This is a genomic window from Bradyrhizobium sp. IC4059 (genome assembly GCF_020193615.1).
In the GTDB taxonomy this organism is placed as follows: domain Bacteria; phylum Pseudomonadota; class Alphaproteobacteria; order Rhizobiales; family Xanthobacteraceae; genus Bradyrhizobium; species Bradyrhizobium yuanmingense.
The window spans coordinates 174828-198886 of the sequence record NZ_JADYVH010000004.1 but is presented as its reverse complement, the minus strand read 5'-3'; the positions used below and the strand labels follow the sequence as shown (position 1 = coordinate 198886).

The window sequence follows — 24059 nt, the reverse complement described above, 5'->3', positions numbered from 1 at the left end:
GCTGTTTTTAATTCTTTCTTACATGGCACTCGACAATCAGCCCCGAGTTGCGGGTGCGATACGGTTAACGTCACGATTTCCTCTGCGAATTCGCACATATGAACCTAGCTTGTCCGGGGTGCGACAAAGTGCGCGAAGTCTTGGGAAGGAGCCGCACCGATGCCCCTCACGCCGGAGATTCTGACAGCCAACAGCGAGGTCGTCAGGCTCCGCAGTCTCGACGTCTCCTTCGAACCGGACGAGGAGCCCTGGTTCACCATCGACGGCGTCGAAAGCCCGCGGCACATCGGCAGTGACGGCTCCGGCAGCGCGTTCGTGCTGCTGCCGTCGCAGAATGTGCTCTATGTCTCGTCAGAGGGCCGCGCGGGCATCATCGCGGAAAGTTTCGATGCATTGATCCAGCTTGTCGTTGCCCGTCCCTACTGGCGCGACATCCTCAAATTCTCCGGGGGCGGCGACCTTGCAGAGATGCGCCGCGCGGCGGATGCGCTGGAGGCAAGGCTCCAAGACGAGGATGACGTCAGCGAGGCCCGCGAACAGATCCGCGGCGCGCTCGCGCTGGCGGACGCGGACGATCCGGTTGGCGCGCTCTACGAGGCGGTGGCGGCGTCCGACGCGATCGTGCGGGCCACCCACGGCAGCCCGTTCACGACGCTGTTCAACCGCTTCAGCATCGACAACAGCCCGACCCTGCGCAACGCGGCGGCGTGAGGGGGAAGACTGACGCGAGGACGTTCACCTCTCCCCAGCGGGGAGAGGTTGACCACGTCCTGGGCTGCCTATTTGGACCAAAATCTAGATTACGACTTCGCCCATTCGCCCTTGCGGAAGACGGGCACCTTGCTGCCGTCGGCCAAGATGCCGTCGATGTCGGTCTCGGCCGAGCCGATCATCCAATCAATATGGATCAGGCTCTGGTTGCCGCCTTGCGCCGCGATCTGCTGCGGCGTGAGCTGGGCACCGTTGACGAAGCATTTCGAATAGCACTGGCCGAGCGCGATGTGCGAGGCCGCGTTCTCGTCGAACAGCGTGTTGTAGAACAACAGCCCGCTCTGCGAGATCGGCGAGGAATGCGGCACCAAGGCCACCTCGCCGAGGCGCCGCGCGCCCTCGTCGGTATCGAGCACCTTGTTCAGCACCTCGGCGCCGCGCGAGGCCTTGGCGTCGACGATCTTGCCGTCCTCGAACCGCACCGCGATGTTGTCGATCAGCGTGCCCTGATAGGACAGCGGCTTCGAGCTCACGACGTGGCCGTAGACGCGGCGGCAATGCGGCGTGGTGAAGACCTCTTCGGTCGGGATATTGGCGTTGCAGCTGATGCCGTTCTTGGACAGCGAGGCGCCGCCTTCCCATTCGTGGCCGTCGGCAAGGCCGATGGTGAGATCGGTGCCGGGACCCGAGTACTGAAGCGCGCGGAAACGCTGGCCGTTGAGCCAGTTGGTGCGCTCGCGCAGCACCGCATTGTGGCTCGCCCAATTGCTAATCGCGTCCTCGCGATCGACACGGGACGCGGCGAAAATCGCGTCTGCGAGCTTGCCGACCGCAACGTCCTCGGGATCGTTCGGGAACACCAGCTTCGCCCAGGACGCGCTCGGATAGGCGATGATATTCCAGTTGGTGTCGAAATTGACGATCTTCTCCAGCGCAGGCTGATAGGCCATCGAATTGGCCTTGCTGGCGCGCGCCACCTTGGAAGGATCCTCGCCGGACAGCAACATCGGGTTGTCGCCGACGATGGCAAGCCGTGCAGTGTTGTCGGAGAACGCCTTGGCCATGCCCTCGTAGAGCCAGCCGGCGGCACGATCGAAACTGTTGTCGTGGCCGTGGCGGTAGCGCGCCAGCGTCATCTCCTCGTCCGACAGGATCGGCGTCACGAGGCCGGCGCCGGCCTTGTAGGCATGCACGGCGATCCGCCGCACCAGCGGCAGCGCGATCGCGGGCGCCGTCAGAAGCAGATCCTGTCCCGGCCGCAAGCCCAGGCCCACTTTCACCGCCACCTCGGCCAGTCGGTCGAGCTTCGCCGGATCGATGGGAGTGGAAGGATTGCGTTGATCAGTCATGCCGGGCCCTCTGCCGAAAGTCGCTCACACAATTTAAGTCTAGCATCGCGGGGCACAAGTATGCGAGCGTCTTGCGCCCTTGGAAAGATACGCAGTTTCACGCATTTTGGTTTTCAACGCGTTGCCGATGCCAGCACCCGGTCGACCATGGCGGGCGCAAGGCCGAGGTAATTTTTCGGTGAAGTGAGCGCCTCGATTGTGGCACGATCGATGTGGCTCGATATCCGTGAATCTGCGGATAGCGCGTCAGCAAGGGTCATTCCCTTCTCGTTGGCCTGACGGCAGGCGTCATAGACGACGTCGTGCGCCTCCTGCCGGCCGATCTGCGGGGCGAGGCCCATCATGACCGCTTCGGCCACAATCAGGCCGCGGCTGATGGCAAGATTGTCGTTCATCTTCGCCTCGTCCACGATGAGGCCCGCAAGCGCGAACTTCGCCTGGTGCAGCGCGCCGGCGGCCAGCACGAAGCTTTCGGGAATCGCCATCCATTCCGCGTGCCAGGGGCCGGTGGCACGCTCGAAATCCTGCACCATGGCGTCGAGCATCAGGCCGGCGTGCTGGCGCACCGCCTTGGAGGCCGCAAGCATCAGCTCCGAGGAGATCGGGTTGCGCTTCTGCGGCATGGTCGAGGAGGCGCCGCGCCCCTTGACGAAGGGCTCGTAGACCTCGGCGAACTCGGTCGAGGCCATGATCATGATGTCGAGCGCGATCTTGCCGAGAGAGCCGGTGACGAGAGCAAGGAAGTTCACGGCTTCGGCGAAGCCGTCGCGCGCGACGTGCCAGGTCGAGGCGGGAACGCCGAGCTTCAGCTCGTTGCAGAGCGCCTCCTGCACCTCGAACCCCCTGTCGCCGAGCGAAGCCAGCGTACCGGCCGCGCCGGCGAACTGACCGACCAGCACGCGCGGCTTCAGCTGCGCCAGCCGCTCGGCGTGGCGGTCGAACATCGCGAGCCAGATCGCGCTCTTGTAGCCGAAGGTCACCGGCAGCGCCTGTTGCAGATGGGTGCGGCCCGCCATCGCCGTGTCGCGATGGCGCTTCGACAGATCGGCGAGGATCTTGCGCAGCTCGGCGATGTCACGTTCGACGATCTCGAGCGCGGCGCGCAGTTGCAGCACCACGGCGGTGTCCATAATGTCCTGCGTGGTGGCGCCCCAATGCACGTAGCGGCCCGCCTCGCCGCATTGCTTCACCATTTGATGCACCAAAGGCAGGATCGGGTAGCCGACGACATCGGTCTCCTGCCTGAGCAGATCGAAGTCGAGCGCGCCGATGTCGGTCCGCGCCGCGATCGCTGCGGCCGCCTCGTGTGGGATCACACCGCACTTCGCCTCCGCCTTCGCCAGCGCCACCTCGACCTCGGCATAGCGTGCGACCGTCGCGACGTCCGAGAACACCTCGCGCATCTCAGGCGTACCGAAGGCGTCGCGAAACAGCAGGGAGTCGATCACAGTGCTGGCGGCAGGGAAAGCAGGCATGGGCGATTCTTTATGATTGGTGTTTTGTGTGGGCGACAGCTTACGCAGGCTGCGCAGCTCGGCAATGGACATTCGCAGTTTCGCCACACATTCGTCCTGCCCGGCAAGCGCGCGCCCATTGCCCGTTATCTTGGGTGCCGGAGCGAAGCGGAGGCCTCGGAGGCTGCTTCACAGCCTGCGTCCCGCACCTCAACATGACGGGATGATTGCGGTGGGGGATCTCGGCGGCCCCGACCGCAACATTCTAGTCGCGGATGTATTCCCCCGGAAAACCACATGGCTGCCATCACGCGATTGCGATGAACCAAACGCCCCCTTCGGCAGACACACGATCTTTCGACCCAAATTTCATTTTGTTTGTTTGCCCGATTTCGCAATGAGGCCCGAGTTTTCGACGTGCAGTTTCTGTTCCGGGACCACCTTCTCGATACCGACCGGCGCGAGCTGAGCCGCGAGCAGGTTCCCATTGCCGTGGAGCCGCAGGTTTTCGACCTCGTCGTCCACCTCATGCAGAACCGCGACCGGGTCGTCAGCAAGGACGAGCTGATCGACAAGATCTGGCACGGGCGCAGCGTCTCCGAATCCACCCTGACCAGCCGGATCAACGCGGCGCGCAAGGCGATCGGCGACGATGGCGCGAGCCAGTCGCTGATCCGTACCATCACCCGCAAGGGTTTTCGCTTCGTCGGCGACGTCCAGACACAAATCGGCGCGGTCGCGCCGGAGCCGGTCCGGATCGCCCCGTCCCAGGCCACCTTCGCGCTGCCGGAGCGGCCCGCGATCGCTGTGCTGCCCTTCACCAATATGAGCGGCGAGGTCCAGCAGGATTATTTCTCCGACGGTATCAGCGAGGACATCATCACGGCGCTGTCGAAGCTGCGCTGGTTCTTCGTCATCGCGCGCAACTCCTCCTTCGTCTACAAGGGCCGCGCCGTGCACATCCACGAGGTCGCGCGGGAGCTCGGGGTGCGCTACGTGGTCGAGGGCAGCGTGCGGCGGAGCGGCGAACGGGTGCGCATCTCGGCCCAGCTCAACGACGTCTCGACCGGCAGCCATCTCTGGGCCGAACGCTACGACCGGGAGCTCGCCGACATCTTCGCCGTGCAGGACGAGATCACGGAAGCGATCGTCGCCGCCATCGAGCCGCAGCTCTATGCTGCCGAAAGCTTCCGGGCCCAGCAGAAGCCGCCGGGCAGCCTGGATGCATGGGACCTCGTGATGCGCGCGCTGTCGCATTATTGGCGCATCACCCGCGAGGACAATGCCGCCGCGCAGAAGCTGCTGGAAGAAGCGGTGGCGGTCGATCCCGCCTATGGCAAGGCGCTCGGCCTGCTCGCGACCAGCTATATCTTCGGCGCGCATATGGGCTGGGCCGACATGGCTGCCACCGTGCCGGTCGCCGAGCGTGCGGCGCTCGCGGCGGTGGAGGCCGACCGCGAGGATGCCTGGGCCCATCACGGCCTTGCTTACACCTACCTGTTCCGCCGCCGCTTCGACGACGCGCTGGCTGAATTCGAGCTGGCCTTGCGGCTCAATCCGAATTTCGCGATGGCGCATGCCTTCCACGGCGTGACGCTGTGCTATGCCGGACGTTGGCAGGACGGCGATGCCGCCGCCCGCCGCGCGCTGCGGCTGAGCCCGCGCGACCCGCTCGCGGCGATCTATTGCGGGGTTGCGGCCTATGCCCGGTTCGTCGGCCGCGACTACGCGGGCGCCGTGCAGATGGCTCGGGAATCGATGCGCCAGCGCGGGGATTTCGTCGGCGCCCACCGCGTGCTGACGGCCGCCGCCGGCATGCTCGGCGATCCCGCCCTCGCGGCATCCGCCCTGGAAGGCCTGCGCCGCACCCAGCCCGAGGTCTCGCTGGCCTGGATCACGCGCGAGCTGCCGATGCTGCGGGAAGAGGATCGTACGCACTATCTCGAGGGATTGCGGCGCGCCGGAATGACGTGACGGTCGCTGGCGCGACCGCTCCGCTTGATCCCCGTGTCAGGTGCTAATCGTCGTCAGGCCCGAACAGCCTGATCTGCGGGAAGCCGCTGCGCGACCGCCCCGCGTAATCGCGCGCATCGGAATCCTCGCGGATGTTGCGCGCGACGTCATCCCAATCGGTGCGGTCGCGCAGGCCGCGCGGCTCGCGGGACTCGTAATAATAGCGGCGCTCGGCCCAGCGCTCGCGACGCTCGGCTCGGCGCCGTTCGGACGCGGCGCGCTTCACATCGGAATCCCTTGCCTTGGCATAGGCGTTATTCGGTAAGGACGACGGCTCGGTCGAGGCCTGCTGCTCGGCAGGCCTTGCGGCCTGTGGCGCAGCGGCGGGCTTCGGCGGCTCGACTGCAGCGGCTTGCGAGGGTTGCGGCGCCGGTGCGACATTCGCCTGCGTGGTTGGCGTGTCGGGTTTTGCGGGTTCAGACTTTGCTTCGGCCTGTGCGGGCGCGGCGATCATCGCACCGAAGGCTTGCGAGCCGGTGAGATAGTTCACGCGCTCGGAGGGAGCGTTGGTGCTGACCGGCGTGGGACTTGCCGCGCGCTGCGCCATCTTGCTGGTGTCCGGCCCCTGTTTTGACGCAACCGGATTCATGATGTTGCCGGCGACGATGCCGCCACCGAGACCAATGGCGATGGCCGCGACGATGGTTCCGGCACCGACAAAATAGGCTGTCGTGGCGCGCATTTGTCCACTCCCTCTTTCGGAGCGGGCAACGCGTGGGGATTGCCAGATGTTCCTGATAAGCCGCGGCTCCTCGACGAGGAACCGCGTGCGTCAGATCTGCTGCGCGACCTTCTCAAGCCCGATGAGGCGAGCGAGCTTGCGCACTTCTTCCTTCTGGTCGTCGCGAAGCTGGAACAACAGCGGCATCGCGGCCGACTTCAGCTGCTGCACCTCGTCGCAATTCGGATCGATCTGTGCGCTGGGCGGTGCATTCGGATTCGACAGCCTGTTCGCCTGGATCTTGCGCGCGACGTTGCGCAGCGCGGTCTCGACCGAGGGCCAGTAATATTCCTGAGACGAGGAGAGTTTCAGGCGATCCCTGATGCCTGCGATCTGCACGTCGGACAGCAGCGAGTAGGATTTTTGCGGCTGCGGCTTGGCGACGACTTTCGGCTTGGCCGGAACTTCGACGGCCGGAACCTCGGTCGCGGCGGGCGCCTCGTGCGCGCTCGGCTTCGGCATCGGAAAATCGGAGGGGGTGGCGGCGGCGAAGGCCTGACGCAGCGGCTCGGTCAGGACCGGTGCCTGCGCCAGCTTGTCGGCGGCAACCTGGACCGGCTCAATCGCGGCCGAGGCCAGCGCGAGCGTCGGAACCAGACGGTCGGCCTTGGCGGCGCGGTTGGTTGCGAGCGGCTTGGCTGGGGGCGTCTCGGCGATCATCGCGGCGCTGACGCTGGGAACGCTGTCGCGGCCGAGGATGGCGGTGGTGGCGGCGCCGAGGACGAGGAAACAGGTCAGCGCGACGATGGTGATGGCTTTGGACAAACGTCTCTCCGCGTCCGACTTCAAGTCCACGTGATCACTGCCCGGAAACTGGGCGATAATTAAGGCTGAACCGTGCTATTGCGGCGGCAATCGCGCGGACTAAGGCGACATCGCCCGGAAACCCCCAACGAAATCAGGCTGCTGCCGCAAGGTCATAGGCATCCTGGATGTCGGCGACGATCTCCGAGGCTTCCCAGACCGCGCGCGGCTCGACCGATTGCAGCGTCACCGTCCAATTGCCGCCGCGGCGGGTCTGGGGGACGCTGACGATGTCAAACCGGACGTTGCGACACAGCGGGTGGCGGGCCAGCGCATGGGCGACGCGGACGCGGATCTCGTCCAGGGTCGCAGCCGTTTTGCCGTTGAGATAATTGAAGTCCATCGCCTGTCCCTCTCGTCCTGATTGGCGGCCACAAGAGGGATTCTTGGCTGGCGATGGTTAATCCGCCGTTAAGTGGGATGGGCCGGAGGCATGCGGGATTAACCCTGCCCGATCCCCTGTGGGAGAGGCGACGACGCTACCGCCCACCCGCTTCCCGATATTCGGCGATGGTCTGCGCAACGAGATCCTCGACCGCGAGCACATCGGTGACACCCGAGGTCGAATGCCCGCCGCTCCAGATATCGCGCCAGCGCTTGGGGCGGCTGTCGCGGGCGGCGACGTCGATATCCTCAGTGATATTGATCGCGCCGCGCGCCGGCAGATTGTCGGGATCGAGCCCGGCGGCCGCGATCGATGGCCTCAGCATGCTGGTCTGCAAGCCCGTGAACGCGGTGGTGAGCAAGATGTCGTCGGCGCTGCTCTCGACCAGCATCTGCTTGTGACGCTCGTCCGCCATGCTCTCACGCGTCGCGATGAACTTCGTGCCCATATAGGCGAGATCGCAGCCGAGCACTTCGGCGGCACGCAGCGCGCGACCGTCGCTAATTCCGCCCGCGAGCACGATGATGCCGTCGTAGAATGCGCGCACCGCACGGACGAAGGCGAACGGGTTGAGCCAGCCGGTCTGGCCGCCAGCACCGGCAGTGAGCAGGACCAGCCCGTCCGCCCCCGCTTCCGCGGCGCGTTCGGCATGGCGGATCGAGGCCACGTCCGCCAGCACCAGCGCGCCGGCGTCGTGCAGCGGCTTCAAGACTGGCGCCGGCGAGCCGACCGACGTAATGACGATCTCCGGCTTGTGCCGCAGCAGCACGGCGAGATCCTGCTCCAGCCGCGCATTGGAGCGGTGGACGATCAAGTTCGGGCAAAGTGGCGCTGCCTTTCGCCCGGTTTGATCTTCATGCTGCCGCAGCCGCAGCTTGATTTCGGTCAGCCATTCATCGAGCTGTTCCGCGCCACGGCAATTCGCGGTGGGAAAGCTGCCGATCACCCCGTTGCGGCAGGCTGCGATCATGAGCTCGACGCCCGATACCAGAAACATCGGCGCCGCGATCAGCGGCAGAGCAAGACGATCGCGGAAGCGTTGCAGTCGATCTGATGGCATGCATGCCTCCCTCGCGCGGGCTTTGTGGTTTCCTCCCGCAGTCTCTGTGCTAGCGTCGTCAGCAACATTGGCACGCCATAAGCCGGTGACAAAGCAACGAGGAAACATATGCCTGATCCGCTCCACGCATCATCCCCGGCTTGTGCGCAGACGCTACGGGCGCTGTCGCGCTATCCCGACCGCATTGCTTTCGCCTGGCCCGAGGGATCGCTGAGCTATCGGGGTGCCATCGACCTGATCGGACGGATCCAGGGCGTGTTCATGCGGCTCGGCTTGGAGCCCGGCGCCCGCGTAGCCTTCCTCACCGCGAACCGCGCCGACAGCTGGTGCGCCGGCGTCGCCGCCCAATTGGCCCGCCTCTGCATCACCTGGCTCCACCCTCTGGGCTCGCTGGAGGACCAGCTGTTTCAGCTCGAGGATTCCGAAGCCGAGATGCTGGTGGTGGATGCGGCCGCCTTCCGCGACCGCGGCGGCGAGCTCGCCGCGAAGGCCGGCCGGCTCAAGGCGGTCTTCAACATGGGACCGGCCGGCTACGGCGTCGATCTGCTGGCGGCGGTCGAGAGTGCGGGGCACGCCAGCGCACAGTGCCTCGCCAGCTCCGACGATCTCGCCACACTGAACTACACCGGCGGCACCACCGGAAAATCCAAGGGCGCGCTGCGCTATCACCGCGAAAATGCCGGCGCCGCCGGCGCGATCCTGGCCGACTTCGAGATCCCCGAGGCTGCGCGCTACCTCACGGTCGCGCCGATCAGCCATGTCGCGGGCACGAAGGTGCTGCCGACCCTGATGCGCGGCGGCACCGTGCACATGCTGAAAGGCTTCGATCCCGAAGCCGTGCTGTCAACGATCGCACGCGAGCGCATCAACTTCACGCTGTTCGTTCCGACCATGATCTATGTGCTGCTCGATCAGCCCGCGCTCGGCAAGACCGACCTCTCCTCGCTCGAGCTCGTGCTCTATGGCGCCTCCGCGATGTCGCCGAGCCGACTGCTGGAGGGCATCGAACGCATCGGCCCTGTGTTCTCGCAGCTCTACGGGCAGACCGAATGCTATCCCGTCTCGGTGCTGCGCAAGGCCGACCACGATCCCCAGCGGCCGGAGCTGTTCCTGTCCTGCGGCTTCCCGATCGCGGCCTGCGAGGTCAAGATCCTCGACGACAACGACCAGGAGGTGAAGACGGGCGAGGCCGGCGAGATCTGCGTGCGCGCGCCGCATGTGATGGCGGCGTACTGGAAGCGGCCCGATATCACCGCCGAGACGCTGAAGAACGGCTGGGTCCACACCGGCGACATCGCACGTCAGGACGAGCGCGGCTACATGTTCATCCTCGACCGCAAGAAGGACATGATCGTCACAGGCGGCTTCAACATCTTCCCCCGCGAGGTCGAGGACGTCCTGTCGCAGCACGCGGACGTGGCGATGGTCGCGGTCGTCGGCATTCCCGACGAGAAATGGGGCGAAGCCGTCACCGCCATCGTCGTCCCGCGCGAAGGGACGAACCCCAATCCGGACGAGCTGATCAACCTGGTCAAGACGCGAAAGGGCTCGGCGCATGCGCCCAAGCAGATCCAGTTCGTCAAGCAATTGCCGATGACCGGCGTCGGCAAGGTCGACAAGAAGGTGCTGCGCGCGGGCTTTTGGAGCGGGCGAGACCGGATGGTGGGGTAAATACTCCGGAATTCTACGGTGTCGTTGTTGCTTCGGCACCACAGCCCGCAACGGAGTCTGCGACGGCGATGCCCGCGCAATTGCCGGCGAATCAGGGAATCAACTAGACCGCTGACGGGGCTGGGAAGCGGAGAGTGAAATGAGAGTCGCTTCCCTGGAAAGTGCAGTCGCCGCGATCACGTTGATCACGGCCATCATCGTGGTGCTGTGGGGGATCAAGATCTTCTACGGTGTGTGAACTGGCAGGATGCCCTGGTCGAACACGACCTTGCATCCCTTCCGCGGCGGCGGAAGTCTGCCGTTCAATCCCGCGATGCGCGAGATAGCTCTCACACGATCGGTGTCATCGCCCGGCTGATCGCACATAGCGCCTCTCACCGCTTCTCGATCACGAGGCTCTGCACCGCGCGGCCGAAATAGCCCTGGCGGTCGGCGAGGCGTGACATCGCAAGGCCCGCGCCGTCGGGGCCGATCCAGGAATCGCCGTCGAGCAAAATCCACTCGCCGACCGGCTGGCGCGCAAAGCTCACGGTGAGGTCGGCGTTGATGTAGGTCCAGGCGCGGAAATCGAGCGTCGAGGCGGTGCCGTTGGAGAAGTCGGCGGCGACCACGGCGCGCATCGCCTGCGAGACGGCCTCGCCTTCGATCAGCGGATGGTCGACACGAAACCAGATCGCGCCGGCGCCGGCCTGGCCGAAGCGGCCGCGCGCGGCGCGCATCGAGACCGATCGCACGAACGGGCTGGTGGCGGCGTGACCGTCCTCGACCAATGAATCCTCCGGCGACGGCAACGTGACCGGAAGTTCCTCGACCTCGTCGGGCAGCGTTAGCGCCTGGCGCCTGATCTTGAGCACGGTGGCGCCGACCACCTGCACGCCGTCGGCGAGCAGCTTGATCCCGCAGAGCTGGATCTTGCGGCCCTCGCGCAAGATTTCGGTGGCGATCGTGAGCGGCGCCACCGGTACCGGGCGCATCAGATCGATGGTCACGCGCGCGACATCCATCGGCACCGCCGCAGGGATGCGCTCAGCCGCCCATGTCACCAGCGATGCCGGTGCCGAGCCGTGCTGCATGCGCCGGTCCCAGGGGCCGGCTGCATCGGGGCTGGTGACGACGTCGTTGCCGTCGACGCGGTAAATGGGGGGCATGCAGCACTCGATCTGGGTGCGATCACAACGGCGGATCGATCGCTTCGTCGTATTCCTTCTTGAAGCGCGCGATCAGCTCGGCCGCCGGCACGACCTTGTCGATGCTGCCGATGCCCTGGCCGCTTCCCCAGATCTCCTTCCAGGCCTTCGGCTTGGCGCGCTCGCCGGAGGCGTCGGTGCCGAAGTTCATCTTGGAGGGATCGGACGTCGGCAGATTTTCGGGGTCCATGCCCGCCGCCAGGATCGAGGGCTTCAGATAATTGCCGTGCACGCCGGTGAAGAGATTGGAATAGACGATGTCGTCGGCGCTCGAGCCCGCGATCATCTCCTTGTACTTCTCGACCGCATTGGCCTCCTTGGTCGCGATGAAGGCCGAACCGATATAGGCGAAGTCGGCCCCCAGGATGCGCGCGGCGCGGATCGCCTTGCCGTTGCCGATCGCACCCGACAGCGCGATCGGACCGTCGAACCATTTTCGTGTCTCGGCCACGAAGGCCAGCGGCGAGATGGTGCCGGCATGGCCGCCGGCGCCGGCCGCGACCAGGATCAGGCCGTCGGCGCCCTTCTCGATCGCCTTGTGCGCGAATTTCTGGTTGATCACGTCGTGGAAGACGATGCCGCCCCAGCCGTGCACGGCCTGGTTCAGCTCCTCGCGGGCGCCGAGCGAGGAGATGATCATCGGCACCTTATACTTGGCGCAGAGCTGCATGTCGTGGTCGAGCCGGTTGTTCGACTTGTGCACGATCTGGTTGACCGCGAACGGCGCCGACGGCCTGTCGGGATGGGCGCGGTCATAGGCCGCGAGCTCTTCGGTGATCCGCGCCAGCCATTCGTCCAGCAGCTCCGGCGGCCGCGCATTCAGCGCCGGAAACGAGCCGACCACACCCGCCTTGCACTGCGCGATCACGAGATCGGGCACCGAGATGATGAAGAGCGGCGAGCCGATCACGGGGATCGACAGGCGGCCCTTGAACAAGGCAGGCATGGACATTGCGGTACGATCCTCTCAGCCGGTCAAATTGAAGTTGGGAGCCATACCAACAAGGCAATCTTTCCACTGTCAAGTATTGCGTTTTGGCGCCGCAGCGGAGGCCATTGCCGCAATTCCAAGCAGCGGAATTCCTTCACCCGTCATTCCGGGGCGAGACGGAGCGTCGAGCTATGATGCGCGATTGCGCATCAGAGAATCCATCGGGCGTCAGCACGCGTGGCGAAATGGATTCCGGGCTCGCGCTTCGCGCGCCCGGAATGACAGCGACCGCCTACCCGATCAAATCCGGGTTGATCAGCCGCTCGAACGAGAACATCTCGTCCCACTTCTCCTGCGTCAGCAGCTTGCGTTCGGTCACGACGATCTGGTGCAGCGACTTGCCGGTCTTGTAGCCTTCGCGCGCGATCTCGGCGCATTGCTTGTAGCCGAGCAGCGGCTTCAGCACCGTGACGATGCCGAGCGAGTTCAGCACCATGTTGCGGGTGTGCTCCTCGTTGGCGGTGATGCCGACGACGCAATTCTCGCGCAGGCTGTTGACCGCGCGCTCCATGGTGCGGATCGAGAAGAACAGCGCGAACGAGATCACCGGCTCCATCACGTTGAGCTGGAGCTGGCCGGCGCTTGCCGCCAGCGTCACCGTGGTATCGAGGCCGATGACGAGGAAGCTGGTCTGGTTGACGACTTCGGGAATGACCGGATTGACTTTGCCGGGCATGATCGAGGAGCCCGGCTGAAGCTGCGGCAGGTTGATCTCGTTCAAGCCCGCGCGCGGACCGGAAGCGAGCAGACGGATGTCGTTGCAGATTTTCGTCAGCTTGCTGGCCGTGCGCTTGAGAACGCCGGAGAGCTGCACATAGGCGCCGGTGTCCGAGGTCGCCTCGACGAGATCGCCGGCGAGGATGAAATCGACGCCTGTGAGCGCGCTGAGGTGCCGGACGGCGAGCTTGGGATAACCGACCGCCGCCGTGACGGAGGTGCCGATCGCGGTGGCGCCGAGATTGATCTCGCGCAGCAGCGCGCGCGCTTCCGAGATGCGGTCGACCTCCTCGCCGATCGTGGTGCCCCAGCCCCGGAATTCCGCGCCGAGCGACATCGGCACCGCGTCCTGCAGATGCGTGCGGCCCATCTTCAGCACCCGCTCGAACTCGCGTCCCTTGGCGAAGAAGGCTTCCTGGAGCTGACGCAACGCCGTCATGTAGCTCTCGAGCCGCAGGATCAGGGCCAGCCGAAAGGCGGTCGGATAGGTGTCGTTGGTGGACTGGCCGTAATTGACGTGATCGTTCGGACTGACGTGCTGGTAGTCACCCTTGGCAAAGCCGAGCGATTCCAGCGCGAGGTTCGCGATCACCTCGTTGGCGTTCATGTTGGTCGACGTGCCGGCACCGCCCTGGATGAAATCGGTGACGAACTGATCCATCATGTCGCCCGCGATGACGCGGTCGCAGCCGAGGATGATGGCGTCCGCGACCTTGGCGTCGATCGCGCCGAGGTCGCGATTGGCCATCGCGGCGGCCTTCTTGACGTAACCGAGCGCCTTCACGAAGTAAGGCTCCTGGTTCATCGGAATGCCGGTGATGTGGAAGTTCTCCTTACCCCGGATGGTCTGGACGCCGTAATAGATGTCGTCGGCGATCTCACGCTGTCCGAGGAAGTCCTGCTCCGTGCGGCTCATGGGCGCTCCTTGGTTCTCGCGCGCCGGCCTTCAGTTCTGGCACAGCGCGCTGGTCACGAAAGTGTCGGTGCGGCAGTCGTCCGGTTTACGTTGCCGGCCCGGGATCAGGACCTTGGCCGAGCATTTTTCCGCGGAGTCGGCGTTCAGGCTCTTGCCTTCCTTGTAGCCCTTGCCCTGGCAGAGCTGGTCGGCCGCCTGCTTGCAGTCGGGCGCGCCGTTCGCAGAGACCGGGCAGATCACGCGCCCCGACACCATGGTCGAAGGCTTGGCCAGCCGCGACAGGTCGTCCATGGTTTCACTGGGGCTTTTGATCGGCGGCAGGATCGAAGGCAGCTTGTCGAACAGCTTGCCCATTTCGTTGATCAGCCCGGGATTCTCCTCGCGCGCCGGCGGCGCCGAGGGAGCGGGCGTCGATGGCGACGGGCCGGCCTGCGCTCCCTGCTGCTGAAGGCCGAGCGCCGGCGGGGCGGATTGCGGCCGGGCCGTCCCTGCAGCGAGCAGCAGCAGCAGCAGCGCTGTCGACATCAGCGTCCCATGCCGTGCCGCCGGATTGCCGGATCGAACCATCATGACGACAACCGTAGCCGAAGCCGGCGCGGCGGCAAAGCGCCGCGGCTCTAGATCAGCTTGATGGCGATAACGAAGCCGAGCACCAGCACGATCGCGCCGAGCGCGACCCACAATCCGAGATGCCGCTCGATCCTGACCCGGATCCAGTCACCGTAGCGGTTGAGCAGGATCGCGACGACGAAGAAGCGTCCGCCGCGCGCGACGATCGAGCACAGGACGAACAGGAGGATGTTGTAGCCGGCAAAGCCCGAGGTGATGGTGACGAGCTTGTAGGGGATCGGCGTCAGTCCTTTGAGCAGGATGATGACCGCACCCCATTCCGCATAGGAGGCGCGGAAGGCGTCAACCTTGTCGGCGAGGCCGTAGACCTGGATCAGCCACTGGCCGACCGAGTCGAAGAGCAGCGCGCCGATGGCGTAGCCGACGACGCCGCCGAGCACCGAGGTCACGGTACAGATCGCGGCATAGAACCAAGCGCGCTGCGGCCGCGCCAGGGACATCGGAATCAGCATCACATCCGGCGGGACCGGAAAGAAGGAGCTTTCGGCGAAGGACACGATGCCCATGATCCAGAGCGCATAGGGCTTGTGGGCGGCGTCGATGCACCAGTCGTACATTCGTTTCAGCATGGCGCCGCGATGAAGCACCATGGGACGGATTTGTCCATCGCCAGTTTTTGAGCGATTTGTGACGTTTCTAGTGGCGCTTGCGCGCGGCACGGCCGTCGAGCGCGACAATAGGCCGCCGCGAGGCTATGCGCGGTGACGCGACTTTGGGCAATTTCGGCGGCGACTTCGGCAGTTTCTCGGCAATTCCGAGCATGTCCTCCCGCCGCGTCATTTCCCGCCAGACGTCCTCGGGGCGCACTCCGGCCGAAGCCCACAGCACGGTGAGATTGTAGAGCAGGTCGGCGCTTTCCCGGATCACGGCCTCGCTATCGCCATTGACCGCATCGATGACGACTTCGATGGCCTCTTCGGCGAGCTTCTTTGCCATTTTTGAGGGCCCACGCTGAAACAGCCGGGCCGTGCGCGATGTTGCCGGATCAAGGTCTCTGGCCGCGAGCACAGCCAGATATAGCCGCTCAAGCGAATCACTCATGGTACGCAAAACTACTCGAAACAAATGGCCGGCGTGTTAACACGCGGCATTGTAAGCAAAAAACAGGCCGCCGCGGCAAGCGCGACGGCCTGTTCGTCGATCAGAATGGCCGATCCGTCAATAGCAGCTGTAGCCGGAATAGCCGTGGGCGCAGGGGTTCTTGTAGCCGCCATAGGTGTAGCGGCGGCCCGAGTCGTAATAATAAGAACCATAGCCGGGGCCGCCGTAATAGGCCGGGCCGCCCTCGTAATAGTAAACCGGACCCGGATCATAGGCGTAGGCATTGCGGCTGGCTGCGATCGCGAGGCCGGTCGCGGCGAGGCCGAACATCGCGGCAGCAGCGGCGCCGCCGCCACCGCCATGCCAATGACGACCGCCCGCGTAAGAGGCGCTGGGTGCAGCGGCAGTCAGGGCCATCACGGCGACCGTGGCCAGAACGGCCTTGCGGCCGACGAACTTCGAAAGGCTGTCAAACATGATCTGGACCCTCCTTGGGACCTCGGATTGTGCCTGACGACAGGCTGATGTCTGTCAAACACTCACCACCTAAGTAGGTTCCCCAATCCCAACACAAGCTGAACGGGGTTGCGTAACGATGCCGCAAGCCCGCTCATCCGCCGTTCATGTTCGCGCGCGCACGTTCGTCGCGGGCCGGCGCTTGCCAAGCGTCACGAAACCATAACAATGCGGGGCCGGCGCGACCGATGTCCGGATTCAAGACGATCGCCGTTCAGTGCCTGCTGGCCCTTGCAATCTCGTTCGCCGCATGGACCGTGCGCGAAGCAATTGCGGCCGAGAGCGGCACTCCCTCGACCGCCATCCATTTCACCTTCGACCGTCCCATCGATGCGAGCATGGCGCCATTCTTCCTTGCGGCGAAGGACGGCAGGTTCGGCGCCGAGCATCTCAACGTGTCCTTCAACAGCGCGAGCGGATCGCCAGAGGCGCTCGCACGGCTCGCCAAAGGCGACAGCGAGCTCGCGCTCGTCGACATCAACGAGCTGATACGCTTTCGTGACAAGGACGACGCGGCGCCGGTCAAGGCCGTGTTCGTGCTGTTCGACCGCGCGCCTTACGCGATCGTCGCGCGCAAAAGCCGCGGCATCCGTCTCCTGCCCGACCTCGACGGCAAGACCGTCGGCGTTGCCGACGGCGATCTGTCGATGCGGCTGTGGCCGGCGCTGGCGCAGCAGAACGGCATCAAGGCATCGCACGTCAAATTCCACAAGATCAGTGCCGCGGTGCGCGAGCCGATCCTGTCCGCAGGACAGGTCGATGCCGTCGCCGGCTTCAGCTATCTCTCGGCGGTGAACCTGCGTGATCGCGGCGTACCCGAAGCCGATCTCGTCGTGCTGCGCTATGCGGACTACGGCTGTGAGGCCTACGGCTTTGCCGTGGTCGCCAACACCGCCTTCGCCGCAGCGAAGCCGGATGCCGTGAAAGGCTTCGTCCGCGCCTTGATCGCGGGCATCACCGCGACGGCCAGGGAGCCGGCGCGTGCGGCGGAGGAGGCCGCGAGCCGCATCGAGGACGGCGACCGCAATTTGGAGCTGAAGCGCCTGCACGCGGTCCTTGCCGACAATATCCTGACCGACGAGGTCAAGCGCAACGGCCTCGGCGGCGTCGAGCCGGCGCGCCTGGAACGTTCGATCGATCAGATCGCGCGGGACTTCAAATTCCGCAAACGGCCGACGGCTCGCGACGTCTTCGACGGCCAGTTCCTGCCGCCGCTGGCAGAGCGGCTGATCAACTGAGCAAAACTGAAAGCTTGCGCTGTATCTCGCGGCGGTCCCTGCTTAGAATGTGAGCTCCGTCGTCACCGAGTCCCCCGCCCGCATGTCCATTCTCCGACTCTACACCCGCGTTCTCGAGTTGCTCGGCAAGGAGGCGCGGCTGGGCTGGCTGCTCGCGGTCGCCAACCTCCTGCTGGCGGGATCCCAGTTCGCCGAGCCCGTGCTGTTCGGCCGGATCGTCGACGTGCTCTCGGGCAAGACCGTGGCCGGCTCGAGCTCGGCCTGGCCGTTCCTGGTCGCCTGGGTCGCGTTCGGACTGTTCACCATCGTCTGCAGCGCGCTGGTGGCCTTGCAGGCCGACCGGCTCTCGCATCGTCAGCGCCAGGCGGTGCTGACCGACTATTTCGAGCACATCCTGCAGCTGCCCTTGACCTTCCACTCCGGCACCCATTCCGGCCGGCTGATGAAGGTCATGCTCAACGGCACGGACGCGCTGTGGCGGCTGTGGCTCGGCTTTTTCCGCGAGCATTTTGCCGCGATCCTTTCGGTCCTGGTGCTGCTGCCATTGTCGCTCTACCTGAACTGGCGGCTGGCGATCCTCCTGTTCGTGCTCTGCATCGTCTTCACGGCGCTGACCACCTTCGTGGTGCGCAGGACCTTCGGCATGCAGATGGCGGTCGAGGAGCACTACAGCGAGCTCTCCGCGCGCGCGTCTGATGCGCTCGGCAACGTCGCGCTGGTGCAGAGCTTCGTGCGCGTCGAATCCGAGGTCAAAGGGCTGCGCTCGGTCGCCGACGAGCTGCTGGCCGCGCAGATGCCGGTGTTGTCGTGGTGGGCGCTGGTCACTGTGATCACGCGCGCCTCCACCACCATCACGGTGCTCGCGATCTTCACCCTCGGCATCGCGTTGCACGACCAGGGCCTGACCTCGGTCGGCGAGATCGTGATGTTCGTGAGCTTCGCGACGCTGCTGATCCAGAAGCTCGAGCAGGTGGTCAGCTTCATCAACAACGTGTTCATGGAAGCTCCGCGGCTGCGCGAGTTCTTCAATGTGCTCGACGCCGTGCCTGCGGTGCACGACCGGCCCGACGCAATCGATGCCGGCAGGCTGTCGGGCCTCGTCGAGTTCAACGACGTCACGTTCTCCTATGACGGCAAGCGGCCGGCGATCGAGGACCTCACCTTCACCGCGCTGCCGGGCCAGACCATTGCGCTGGTCGGCCCGACCGGAGCCGGCAAGTCCACCGCGATTGCGCTCCTGCACCGGGCCTTCGATCCGCAATCCGGCGTCATCAAGATCGACGGCATGGACGTGCGCGGCGTCACGCTGACCTCGCTGCGGCGGAACATCGGTGTCGTGTTCCAGGAAGCGTTGCTGTTCAACCGCTCGATCGCGGAGAACTTGCGCGTCGGCAAGCCGGATGCGACCGAGGCCGAGATACGTAAGGCGGCGGAGCGCGCGCAGGCGCTGGAATTCATCGAGCGCAGCGGCGGTTTCGAGACCAATGCCGGCGAGCGCGGCCGCATGCTCTCCGGCGGCGAACGGCAGCGGCTCTCGATCGCCCGCGCCCTGCTGAAGGACCCGCCGATCCTGATCCTGGACGAGGCGACCTCCGCGCTCGACGCGGTCACCGAGGTCAAGGTGAACGCCGCTCTCGACGAAGTGATGAGGGGCCGCACCACCTTCGTGATCGCCCATCGCCTCTCCACCATCCGCAACGCCACGCGGATCCTGGTGTTCGAGAATGGACGGGTGATCGAAACCGGAACTTTCGATGAACTCGTGGCCAAAGGCGGCCATTTTGCCGAGATGGCCAAGGCCCAGTTCATGGTGCAGGAGAACGCACGGGCCAGCGTGACGGCCGCCGAGGCTGCCGCGACAGCTGTCAAATCCCCCTAGCAAGTCCCGAGAGGACCGTCGAAATTCGGCCTACTTCGTTGCGGAATACCGCGCCGATCCCCCTATTCTCGACGCACCAGCCGGTATAGGTTTGCGACGCCGCAAGCGGCGGCGCTGGATTTCAGAACCGACAATCAGATCACGAGAACCGGCCGTATCAGGCGGATCTCCAAGGACCGGAATCGGATAGTGCACGCCCTTCGCCCGCTGCTTCGCAAATCCCTGTTCAACCTGTTCGCTGCGACGCTCGCCTGTGCCGCGATGCTCGCGCCGCGCACGGCGAGCGCCGAAGCGCTCCTGCTGATCGAGGCCGACAGCGGCAAGGTGCTGCAGGCCGAAAACGCGACCCTTCCCTGGTACCCGGCCTCCGTCACCAAGATCATGACCGCCTATGTGACGCTGAAGGCGGTCAAGGACGGCAGGCTGACGCTCGACACGCTGCTCACGGTGTCGCCGACCGCGGCCTCGCAATCGCCATCGAAGATGGGGTTCCGCCCGGGAACCCAAGTCACCGTCGACAACGCGCTGAAGATGATGATGGTCAAGTCGGCGAACGACATGGCCGTGGTGCTCGCCGAAGGCGTCAGCGGCTCGGTCGACGGCTTCTCCGCGGTGATGAACGACACCGCGAGGAAGCTCGGCATGGCGCAGACGAGCTATGTCAATCCAAACGGCCTGCCCGCCGAAGGCCAGATCACCTCTGCGCGCGACCTCGGCATCTTGGCGCGGTCTTTCCTGCGCGACCTGCCGGAATACGAGTACTACATGCATATCCCGGCGATCCGCTTCGGCAAGCGCGTCACCGGCAATTTCAACAAGCTGATCGGCCGCTATCCCGGCGCCGACGGGTTCAAGACCGGCTTCATTTGCGCCTCCGGCTACAACCTCGTCGCCTCGGCCACGCGCAACGGCCGCCGGCTGATCGCGGTGGTGCTCGGTGCAAACTCCGGCACGGCACGCGCGGTGAAGGCGGCGCAGCTGCTGGAGCGTGGCTTCGCTCCGGACAACCTCACCTGGCTGCGCCCCTCGCTCGGCACGGTCGACAATCTCGTGCCGGTCGATGCCACGCCGCCGAACCTGCGCGACGAGATGTGCGGACCCAACCGCAAGCGGCCGGCCAGCGACGACGACGATGCGCTGATTGCGGCCAGTGGCGGCGCGACCGGATCGGGCTCCGCCACCGGCGGCGCGGCCCAGTTCACCTTCTTCACGGCAGGCCTGCAGCCGCCGCTGATGAAAGCTTCCGAGCTGATGGCCTCGGCTGCGGCGCCGACCGAGCCCGTGCTGGTCTATACCGGCCCGACCCGCACCGGCACCGCCCTGATTGCCGCTGTGGCAGCCGATGCCGACCAGCAGGCCGCGTCCAAGCCGCGCGCCAAGAAGCCGCGCGTCGCCAAGAAGCCAGACGCCGCCGACAAGCCGGCCGATAAGCCCAAGGACACCAAGACCGCGGCGGCCAAGCCGGATGCCAAGCCGACTGACGGCAAGGCGGCCAAGCCGGCCACGCCCCAACCGGCCGCAACCAAGCCGGCTGGCGCCAAGCATGCCGCGACCAAGCCGGATGCGGTGGCGAAGCCCGCCGAGAAGCCTTTGGCCGGCGGCGATCAGGCGGCGAAGCCCGCAAAGCCCAAGGCAGCGACGACCCCCGCCGCGACGAAGCCTCCCGCCGCGGCCAAGCCGGCCAACAACAGTTAACGCCGCTCGGCACTAAACCGCAGCCCCGCTTCGCACCTGCGGCAGCACCGCTTTGCGACGATTCCAGTAGCGACGGCCCGACCTTTGCCCTAAGCCACGACGGCTTGCCACCCGTTCCGGCAAGCTGGATACTGGCGACAACGAGGCAAGCCCGAGAACAACGGGCCCTGGTCAATGAGGGGAGTCTTCCATGGAGCGCATCTGGCTCAAGCAATATCCGCCCGGCGTGCCTGCCGATATCGAGCCGACGCAATACGCATCGCTGGTCGACCTGCTGGAGGAGAGCTTCACCAAGTTCGCCGACCGCAAGGCATTCATCTGCATGGACAAGTCGATCAGCTATCGCGACCTCGACCAGATGTCGGTCGCGCTTGCCGCTTACTTGCAGGGCCGCGGGCTGCAGCGCGGCGCGCGTATCGCCATCATGATGCCGAACGTGCTGCAATACCCGGTCGCGACGGCCGCCGTGCTGCGCGCCGGTTTCGCGGTGGTCAACGTCAACCCGCTCTATACGCCGCGCGAGCTCGAGCACCAGCTGAAGGATTCGGGCGCCGAAGCGATCATCGTGCTGGAGAACTTCGCCCACACCGTCGAGCAGGTGATCGCGAAGACGCAGGTGAAGCACGTCATCGTCGCCAGCATGGGAGACCTGCTCGGCTTCAAGGGCGTGATCGTCAACCTCGTCGTCCGCCGGGTCAAAAAGATGGTACCGGCCTGGTCGTTGCCGGGCTCGGTCTCCTTCAACGACGCGCTGTCCGCCGGCCGCGGCATGACGTTCAACAAGCCGAAGCTGTCGCCCGGTGACGTCGCCTTCCTGCAATATACCGGCGGCACCACCGGCGTCTCCAAGGGCGCCACGTTGCTTCATCGCAACATCGTCGCCAACGTCTTGCAGAACGATGCCTGGCTGCAGCCGGCGCTCGCTTCGCCGCCGCATGTCGAGCAGCTCATGATCGTCTGCGCGCTGCCGCTCTATCACATCTTCGCGCTGACGGCCTGTTATCTGCTGGCTGTGCGCGCCGGCGGCTGCAACCTGCTGATCCCGAACCCGCGCGACATACCCGGCTTTATCAAGGAGCTGGCGAAATACCAGGTCAACACCTTCCCGGCCGTGAACACGCTCTACAACGCCTTGATGAACCATCCCGACTTCAAGAAGCTCGACTTCTCCAAGCTGAAGATCTCGAACGGCGGCGGCATGGCGGTGCAGCGCCCCGTTGCCGAGCAATGGAAGAACATCACAGGCTGCAGCATCGCCGAGGGCTACGGCCTGTCGGAGACGTCGCCTGTCCTGACCTGCAATCCGCCCACGGCGACCGAGTTCGCCGGCTCGATCGGCATCCCCGTGCCGTCGACTTACATCTCGATCCGGGACGACGAGGGCAACGAGGTCCCGCTCGGCCAGGCGGGCGAGATCTGCGCCAAGGGCCCGCAGGTGATGTCCGGCTACTGGAACAGGCCGGAAGAGACCGCCAAGGTGATGACCGCGGACGGCTATTTCCGCACCGGCGACATCGGCGTGATGGACGAGAGGGGCTATATCAAGATCGTCGACCGCAAGAAGGACATGATCCTGGTCTCCGGCTTCAACGTCTATCCGAACGAGGTCGAGGAAGTCATCGCGAGCCATCCAGGCGTGCTCGAATGCGCCGTGATCGGCATCCCCGATTCCAAGTCGGGCGAAGCGGTGAAGGCCTTCGTGGTGAAGAAGGATCCGAACCTCACGGCGGATGCCGTGATCAAGTTCTGTCACGACCAGCTCACCGGCTACAAGGTGCCCAAGCACGTCGAATTCCGCAATGACCTGCCGAAGACCAATGTCGGCAAGATCCTGCGTCGGCAGCTGCGCGACGAGAAGAAGGCGGAGGCGGCGTAAGGCGCGCCTCCATTCATGGCTGACGCCCGCGACATCACGCCATCAGGCGTTCTCGCCTTCTGGCGAGAGGCCGGGCGCCAACGCTGGTACGAGCGCAGCGATGATTTCGATGCGGAGATACGACGCCGCTTTCTCTCGCTGTGGCAGAAGGCAGCCGCCGGCGAGCTTGCCTCATGGGAGACAAGCGACGACGGCGTGCTGGCACTCGTCATCGTGCTCGACCAGTTTCCCCGCGACATGTTTCGCGGCACGCCGCAGGCCTTTGCCAGCGACGCACAGGCGCGCGACGTCGCCCGCCGCGCCATCGCGCGCGGCGTCGATCGCAGGGTCGATCCCCTCCTGCTGGAATTCCTCTATTTGCCCTTCATGCATTCCGAGCACCTGGCCGACCAGTTGCATTGCGTCGCGCTGTTTCGAAACACCGACAATACCGAAAGCCTGAAATACGCGCGCGACCACGCCGATATCATCGCGCGGTTCGGCCGCTTTCCCCACCGCAACCGTCTCCTCGGCCGCGACACCACCGAGGAGGAGCAGGCCTTCCTCGACGGCGGCGGTTTTGCCGGCTGATGACATCACGGTGAACGGCCGCCATCCTCGCCGCTTCCGCCACTGGCAATATTGTGCAGGCCCGCCGCCCGGTCTAAAAAGCGGGACCGATTTTCAGGGAGAGTGACGATGGCGATCCAGATTGGCGACAAGCTGCCCGAGGCGAAATTCCGCGTGATGACGGCGGAAGGCCCGCAGGTGAAGACCACCGACGACATCTTCAAGGGCAAGAAGGTGGCGCTGTTCGCGGTCCCCGGCGCCTATACCGGCACCTGCCACAAGATGCATCTGCCGAGCATCTTCCTCAACGCCTATGCCATGAAGGACAAGGGTGTCGACACCATCGCCATCGTCTCCGTCAACGACGCCTTCGTCATGAACGCCTGGAAGCGCGACACCGACCAGCGCGACGAGGCCGTCTTCCTCGCCGACGGCAATGCCGACTTCACCAAGGCGATCGGCATGGAGCTGGACGCCTCCGCCAACGGCCTCGGCATCCGCTCCAAGCGCTATTCGATGCTGATCGAGGACGGCGTGGTCAAGAAGCTGAACCTCGAGGCGATGCCCGGCAAGGTCGAGGTCTCCGGCGGCGATACGCTGCTCGGGCAGCTGTGAGGCGCCACCGGTCTTAGCCACACATGACGCTGTCATGCCCC

General features: G+C 65.2%; 22 protein-coding genes. 9 read left to right on the top strand and 13 right to left on the bottom strand.

Annotated features, from left to right (window positions below; genetic code table 11):
- Positions 1 to 159 precede the first annotated feature (159 nt).
- On the top strand, positions 160 to 711 hold the full coding sequence (locus tag I6F12_RS14480; RefSeq protein ID WP_225156691.1) for a hypothetical protein: 552 nt from the start codon (positions 160 to 162) through the stop codon (positions 709 to 711).
- A gap of 89 nt (positions 712 to 800) precedes the next feature.
- Here the strand turns inward: I6F12_RS14480 and I6F12_RS14475 are convergent, their stop codons facing one another.
- Both I6F12_RS14475 and pcaB read right to left on the bottom strand, forming a co-directional pair.
- Positions 801 to 2060 carry an aminopeptidase gene (locus I6F12_RS14475; protein ID WP_035997576.1) on the bottom strand — a complete coding sequence of 420 codons (1260 nt, stop codon included), beginning with the start codon at positions 2058 to 2060 and terminating at the stop codon, positions 801 to 803.
- Positions 2061 to 2173: 113 nt separating this feature from the next.
- Positions 2174 to 3535, bottom strand: coding sequence for a 3-carboxy-cis,cis-muconate cycloisomerase (pcaB, locus tag I6F12_RS14470; protein WP_074447728.1), 1362 nt, complete (start codon positions 3533 to 3535; stop codon positions 2174 to 2176).
- A 396-nt stretch (positions 3536 to 3931) separates the two neighbouring features.
- Between pcaB and I6F12_RS14465 the strand changes: the two genes are divergently transcribed.
- On the top strand, positions 3932 to 5488 hold the full coding sequence (locus I6F12_RS14465; protein ID WP_225156690.1) for a winged helix-turn-helix domain-containing protein: 1557 nt from the start codon (positions 3932 to 3934) through the stop codon (positions 5486 to 5488).
- A 43-nt stretch (positions 5489 to 5531) separates the two neighbouring features.
- Here the strand turns inward: I6F12_RS14465 and I6F12_RS14460 are convergent, their stop codons facing one another.
- From I6F12_RS14460 to I6F12_RS14445, 4 genes are all read right to left on the bottom strand, one after another.
- Complete coding sequence (locus tag I6F12_RS14460) at positions 5532 to 6209, bottom strand: hypothetical protein (RefSeq protein ID WP_225156689.1); 678 nt, start codon at positions 6207 to 6209, stop codon at positions 5532 to 5534.
- A 90-nt stretch (positions 6210 to 6299) separates the two neighbouring features.
- Positions 6300 to 7013 (bottom strand): hypothetical protein, encoded by a 714-nt coding sequence (locus I6F12_RS14455; RefSeq protein WP_192893067.1) that lies wholly within the window; start codon positions 7011 to 7013, stop codon positions 6300 to 6302.
- 133 nt (positions 7014 to 7146) lie between these two features.
- Complete coding sequence (locus tag I6F12_RS14450; RefSeq protein ID WP_225156688.1) at positions 7147 to 7395, bottom strand: hypothetical protein; 249 nt, start codon at positions 7393 to 7395, stop codon at positions 7147 to 7149.
- Between the two features lie 136 nt (positions 7396 to 7531).
- A complete protein-coding gene (locus I6F12_RS14445; protein WP_225156687.1) occupies positions 7532 to 8497 on the bottom strand; it encodes a nitronate monooxygenase in 966 nt (321 codons plus the stop codon).
- A 108-nt stretch (positions 8498 to 8605) separates the two neighbouring features.
- Between I6F12_RS14445 and I6F12_RS14440 the strand changes: the two genes are divergently transcribed.
- Positions 8606 to 10168, top strand: coding sequence for an AMP-binding protein (locus I6F12_RS14440; RefSeq protein WP_225156686.1), 1563 nt, complete (start codon positions 8606 to 8608; stop codon positions 10166 to 10168).
- Between the two features lie 374 nt (positions 10169 to 10542).
- On the opposite strand, the gene I6F12_RS14435 is transcribed toward I6F12_RS14440, so the two are convergent.
- From I6F12_RS14435 to I6F12_RS14405, 7 genes are all read right to left on the bottom strand, one after another.
- Positions 10543 to 11316: a thioesterase family protein gene (locus tag I6F12_RS14435; RefSeq protein ID WP_035997551.1), complete on the bottom strand. Its 774-nt coding sequence runs from the start codon at positions 11314 to 11316 to the stop codon at positions 10543 to 10545.
- Between the two features lie 22 nt (positions 11317 to 11338).
- Positions 11339 to 12307 (bottom strand): nitronate monooxygenase family protein, encoded by a 969-nt coding sequence (locus I6F12_RS14430; RefSeq protein WP_036021244.1) that lies wholly within the window; start codon positions 12305 to 12307, stop codon positions 11339 to 11341.
- Between the two features lie 271 nt (positions 12308 to 12578).
- The gene (locus I6F12_RS14425; protein ID WP_035997546.1) at positions 12579 to 13979 is read right to left on the bottom strand and encodes an aspartate ammonia-lyase; all 1401 of its coding nucleotides are present in this window, start codon (positions 13977 to 13979) and stop codon (positions 12579 to 12581) included.
- A gap of 30 nt (positions 13980 to 14009) precedes the next feature.
- On the bottom strand, positions 14010 to 14549 hold the full coding sequence (locus I6F12_RS14420; protein WP_225156685.1) for a hypothetical protein: 540 nt from the start codon (positions 14547 to 14549) through the stop codon (positions 14010 to 14012).
- 47 nt (positions 14550 to 14596) lie between these two features.
- Positions 14597 to 15199, bottom strand: coding sequence for a YqaA family protein (locus I6F12_RS14415; protein ID WP_081492862.1), 603 nt, complete (start codon positions 15197 to 15199; stop codon positions 14597 to 14599).
- A 46-nt stretch (positions 15200 to 15245) separates the two neighbouring features.
- Complete coding sequence (gene hisE / locus I6F12_RS14410; protein WP_035997540.1) at positions 15246 to 15650, bottom strand: phosphoribosyl-ATP diphosphatase; 405 nt, start codon at positions 15648 to 15650, stop codon at positions 15246 to 15248.
- A 117-nt stretch (positions 15651 to 15767) separates the two neighbouring features.
- Positions 15768 to 16127, bottom strand: a complete 360-nt coding sequence (locus tag I6F12_RS14405; RefSeq protein WP_225156684.1) for a hypothetical protein — start codon at positions 16125 to 16127, stop codon at positions 15768 to 15770.
- Between the two features lie 227 nt (positions 16128 to 16354).
- On the opposite strand from I6F12_RS14405, the gene I6F12_RS14400 reads away from it, so the two are divergent.
- From I6F12_RS14400 to I6F12_RS14375, 6 genes are all read left to right on the top strand, one after another.
- Positions 16355 to 17404, top strand: coding sequence for an ABC transporter substrate-binding protein (locus I6F12_RS14400; RefSeq protein ID WP_225156683.1), 1050 nt, complete (start codon positions 16355 to 16357; stop codon positions 17402 to 17404).
- An 82-nt stretch (positions 17405 to 17486) separates the two neighbouring features.
- Complete coding sequence (locus I6F12_RS14395; protein WP_225156682.1) at positions 17487 to 19283, top strand: glucan ABC transporter ATP-binding protein/ permease; 1797 nt, start codon at positions 17487 to 17489, stop codon at positions 19281 to 19283.
- Between the two features lie 189 nt (positions 19284 to 19472).
- Positions 19473 to 20978: a D-alanyl-D-alanine carboxypeptidase family protein gene (locus I6F12_RS14390; protein WP_225156681.1), complete on the top strand. Its 1506-nt coding sequence runs from the start codon at positions 19473 to 19475 to the stop codon at positions 20976 to 20978.
- A gap of 190 nt (positions 20979 to 21168) precedes the next feature.
- Positions 21169 to 22854 (top strand): long-chain fatty acid--CoA ligase, encoded by a 1686-nt coding sequence (locus I6F12_RS14385; protein ID WP_035997514.1) that lies wholly within the window; start codon positions 21169 to 21171, stop codon positions 22852 to 22854.
- A gap of 15 nt (positions 22855 to 22869) precedes the next feature.
- Positions 22870 to 23424 carry a DUF924 family protein gene (locus I6F12_RS14380; protein ID WP_225156680.1) on the top strand — a complete coding sequence of 185 codons (555 nt, stop codon included), beginning with the start codon at positions 22870 to 22872 and terminating at the stop codon, positions 23422 to 23424.
- A 108-nt stretch (positions 23425 to 23532) separates the two neighbouring features.
- Positions 23533 to 24018: a peroxiredoxin gene (locus I6F12_RS14375; protein WP_028180275.1), complete on the top strand. Its 486-nt coding sequence runs from the start codon at positions 23533 to 23535 to the stop codon at positions 24016 to 24018.
- The last annotated feature ends 41 nt before the right edge of the window (positions 24019 to 24059 follow it).

What these genes read in the sequence shown, in the direction of transcription:
- I6F12_RS14480 (WP_225156691.1), top strand. Translation starts at nt 160, where the DNA reads ATGCCCCTCACGCCGGAGATTCTGACAGCCAACAGCGAGGTCGTCAGG.
- I6F12_RS14475 (WP_035997576.1), bottom strand. Translation starts at nt 2,060, where the DNA reads ATGACTGATCAACGCAATCCTTCCACTCCCATCGATCCGGCGAAGCTC.
- pcaB (WP_074447728.1), bottom strand. Translation starts at nt 3,535, where the DNA reads ATGCCTGCTTTCCCTGCCGCCAGCACTGTGATCGACTCCCTGCTGTTT.
- I6F12_RS14460 (WP_225156689.1), bottom strand. Translation starts at nt 6,209, where the DNA reads ATGCGCGCCACGACAGCCTATTTTGTCGGTGCCGGAACCATCGTCGCG.
- I6F12_RS14450 (WP_225156688.1), bottom strand. Translation starts at nt 7,395, where the DNA reads ATGGACTTCAATTATCTCAACGGCAAAACGGCTGCGACCCTGGACGAG.
- I6F12_RS14445 (WP_225156687.1), bottom strand. Translation starts at nt 8,497, where the DNA reads ATGCCATCAGATCGACTGCAACGCTTCCGCGATCGTCTTGCTCTGCCG.
- I6F12_RS14440 (WP_225156686.1), top strand. Translation starts at nt 8,606, where the DNA reads ATGCCTGATCCGCTCCACGCATCATCCCCGGCTTGTGCGCAGACGCTA.
- I6F12_RS14435 (WP_035997551.1), bottom strand. Translation starts at nt 11,316, where the DNA reads ATGCCCCCCATTTACCGCGTCGACGGCAACGACGTCGTCACCAGCCCC.
- I6F12_RS14430 (WP_036021244.1), bottom strand. Translation starts at nt 12,307, where the DNA reads ATGTCCATGCCTGCCTTGTTCAAGGGCCGCCTGTCGATCCCCGTGATC.
- I6F12_RS14425 (WP_035997546.1), bottom strand. Translation starts at nt 13,979, where the DNA reads ATGAGCCGCACGGAGCAGGACTTCCTCGGACAGCGTGAGATCGCCGAC.
- I6F12_RS14420 (WP_225156685.1), bottom strand. Translation starts at nt 14,549, where the DNA reads ATGATGGTTCGATCCGGCAATCCGGCGGCACGGCATGGGACGCTGATG.
- I6F12_RS14415 (WP_081492862.1), bottom strand. Translation starts at nt 15,199, where the DNA reads ATGGTGCTTCATCGCGGCGCCATGCTGAAACGAATGTACGACTGGTGC.
- hisE (WP_035997540.1), bottom strand. Translation starts at nt 15,650, where the DNA reads ATGAGTGATTCGCTTGAGCGGCTATATCTGGCTGTGCTCGCGGCCAGA.
- I6F12_RS14405 (WP_225156684.1), bottom strand. Translation starts at nt 16,127, where the DNA reads ATGTTTGACAGCCTTTCGAAGTTCGTCGGCCGCAAGGCCGTTCTGGCC.
- I6F12_RS14400 (WP_225156683.1), top strand. Translation starts at nt 16,355, where the DNA reads ATGTCCGGATTCAAGACGATCGCCGTTCAGTGCCTGCTGGCCCTTGCA.
- I6F12_RS14395 (WP_225156682.1), top strand. Translation starts at nt 17,487, where the DNA reads ATGTCCATTCTCCGACTCTACACCCGCGTTCTCGAGTTGCTCGGCAAG.
- I6F12_RS14385 (WP_035997514.1), top strand. Translation starts at nt 21,169, where the DNA reads ATGGAGCGCATCTGGCTCAAGCAATATCCGCCCGGCGTGCCTGCCGAT.
- I6F12_RS14380 (WP_225156680.1), top strand. Translation starts at nt 22,870, where the DNA reads ATGGCTGACGCCCGCGACATCACGCCATCAGGCGTTCTCGCCTTCTGG.
- I6F12_RS14375 (WP_028180275.1), top strand. Translation starts at nt 23,533, where the DNA reads ATGGCGATCCAGATTGGCGACAAGCTGCCCGAGGCGAAATTCCGCGTG.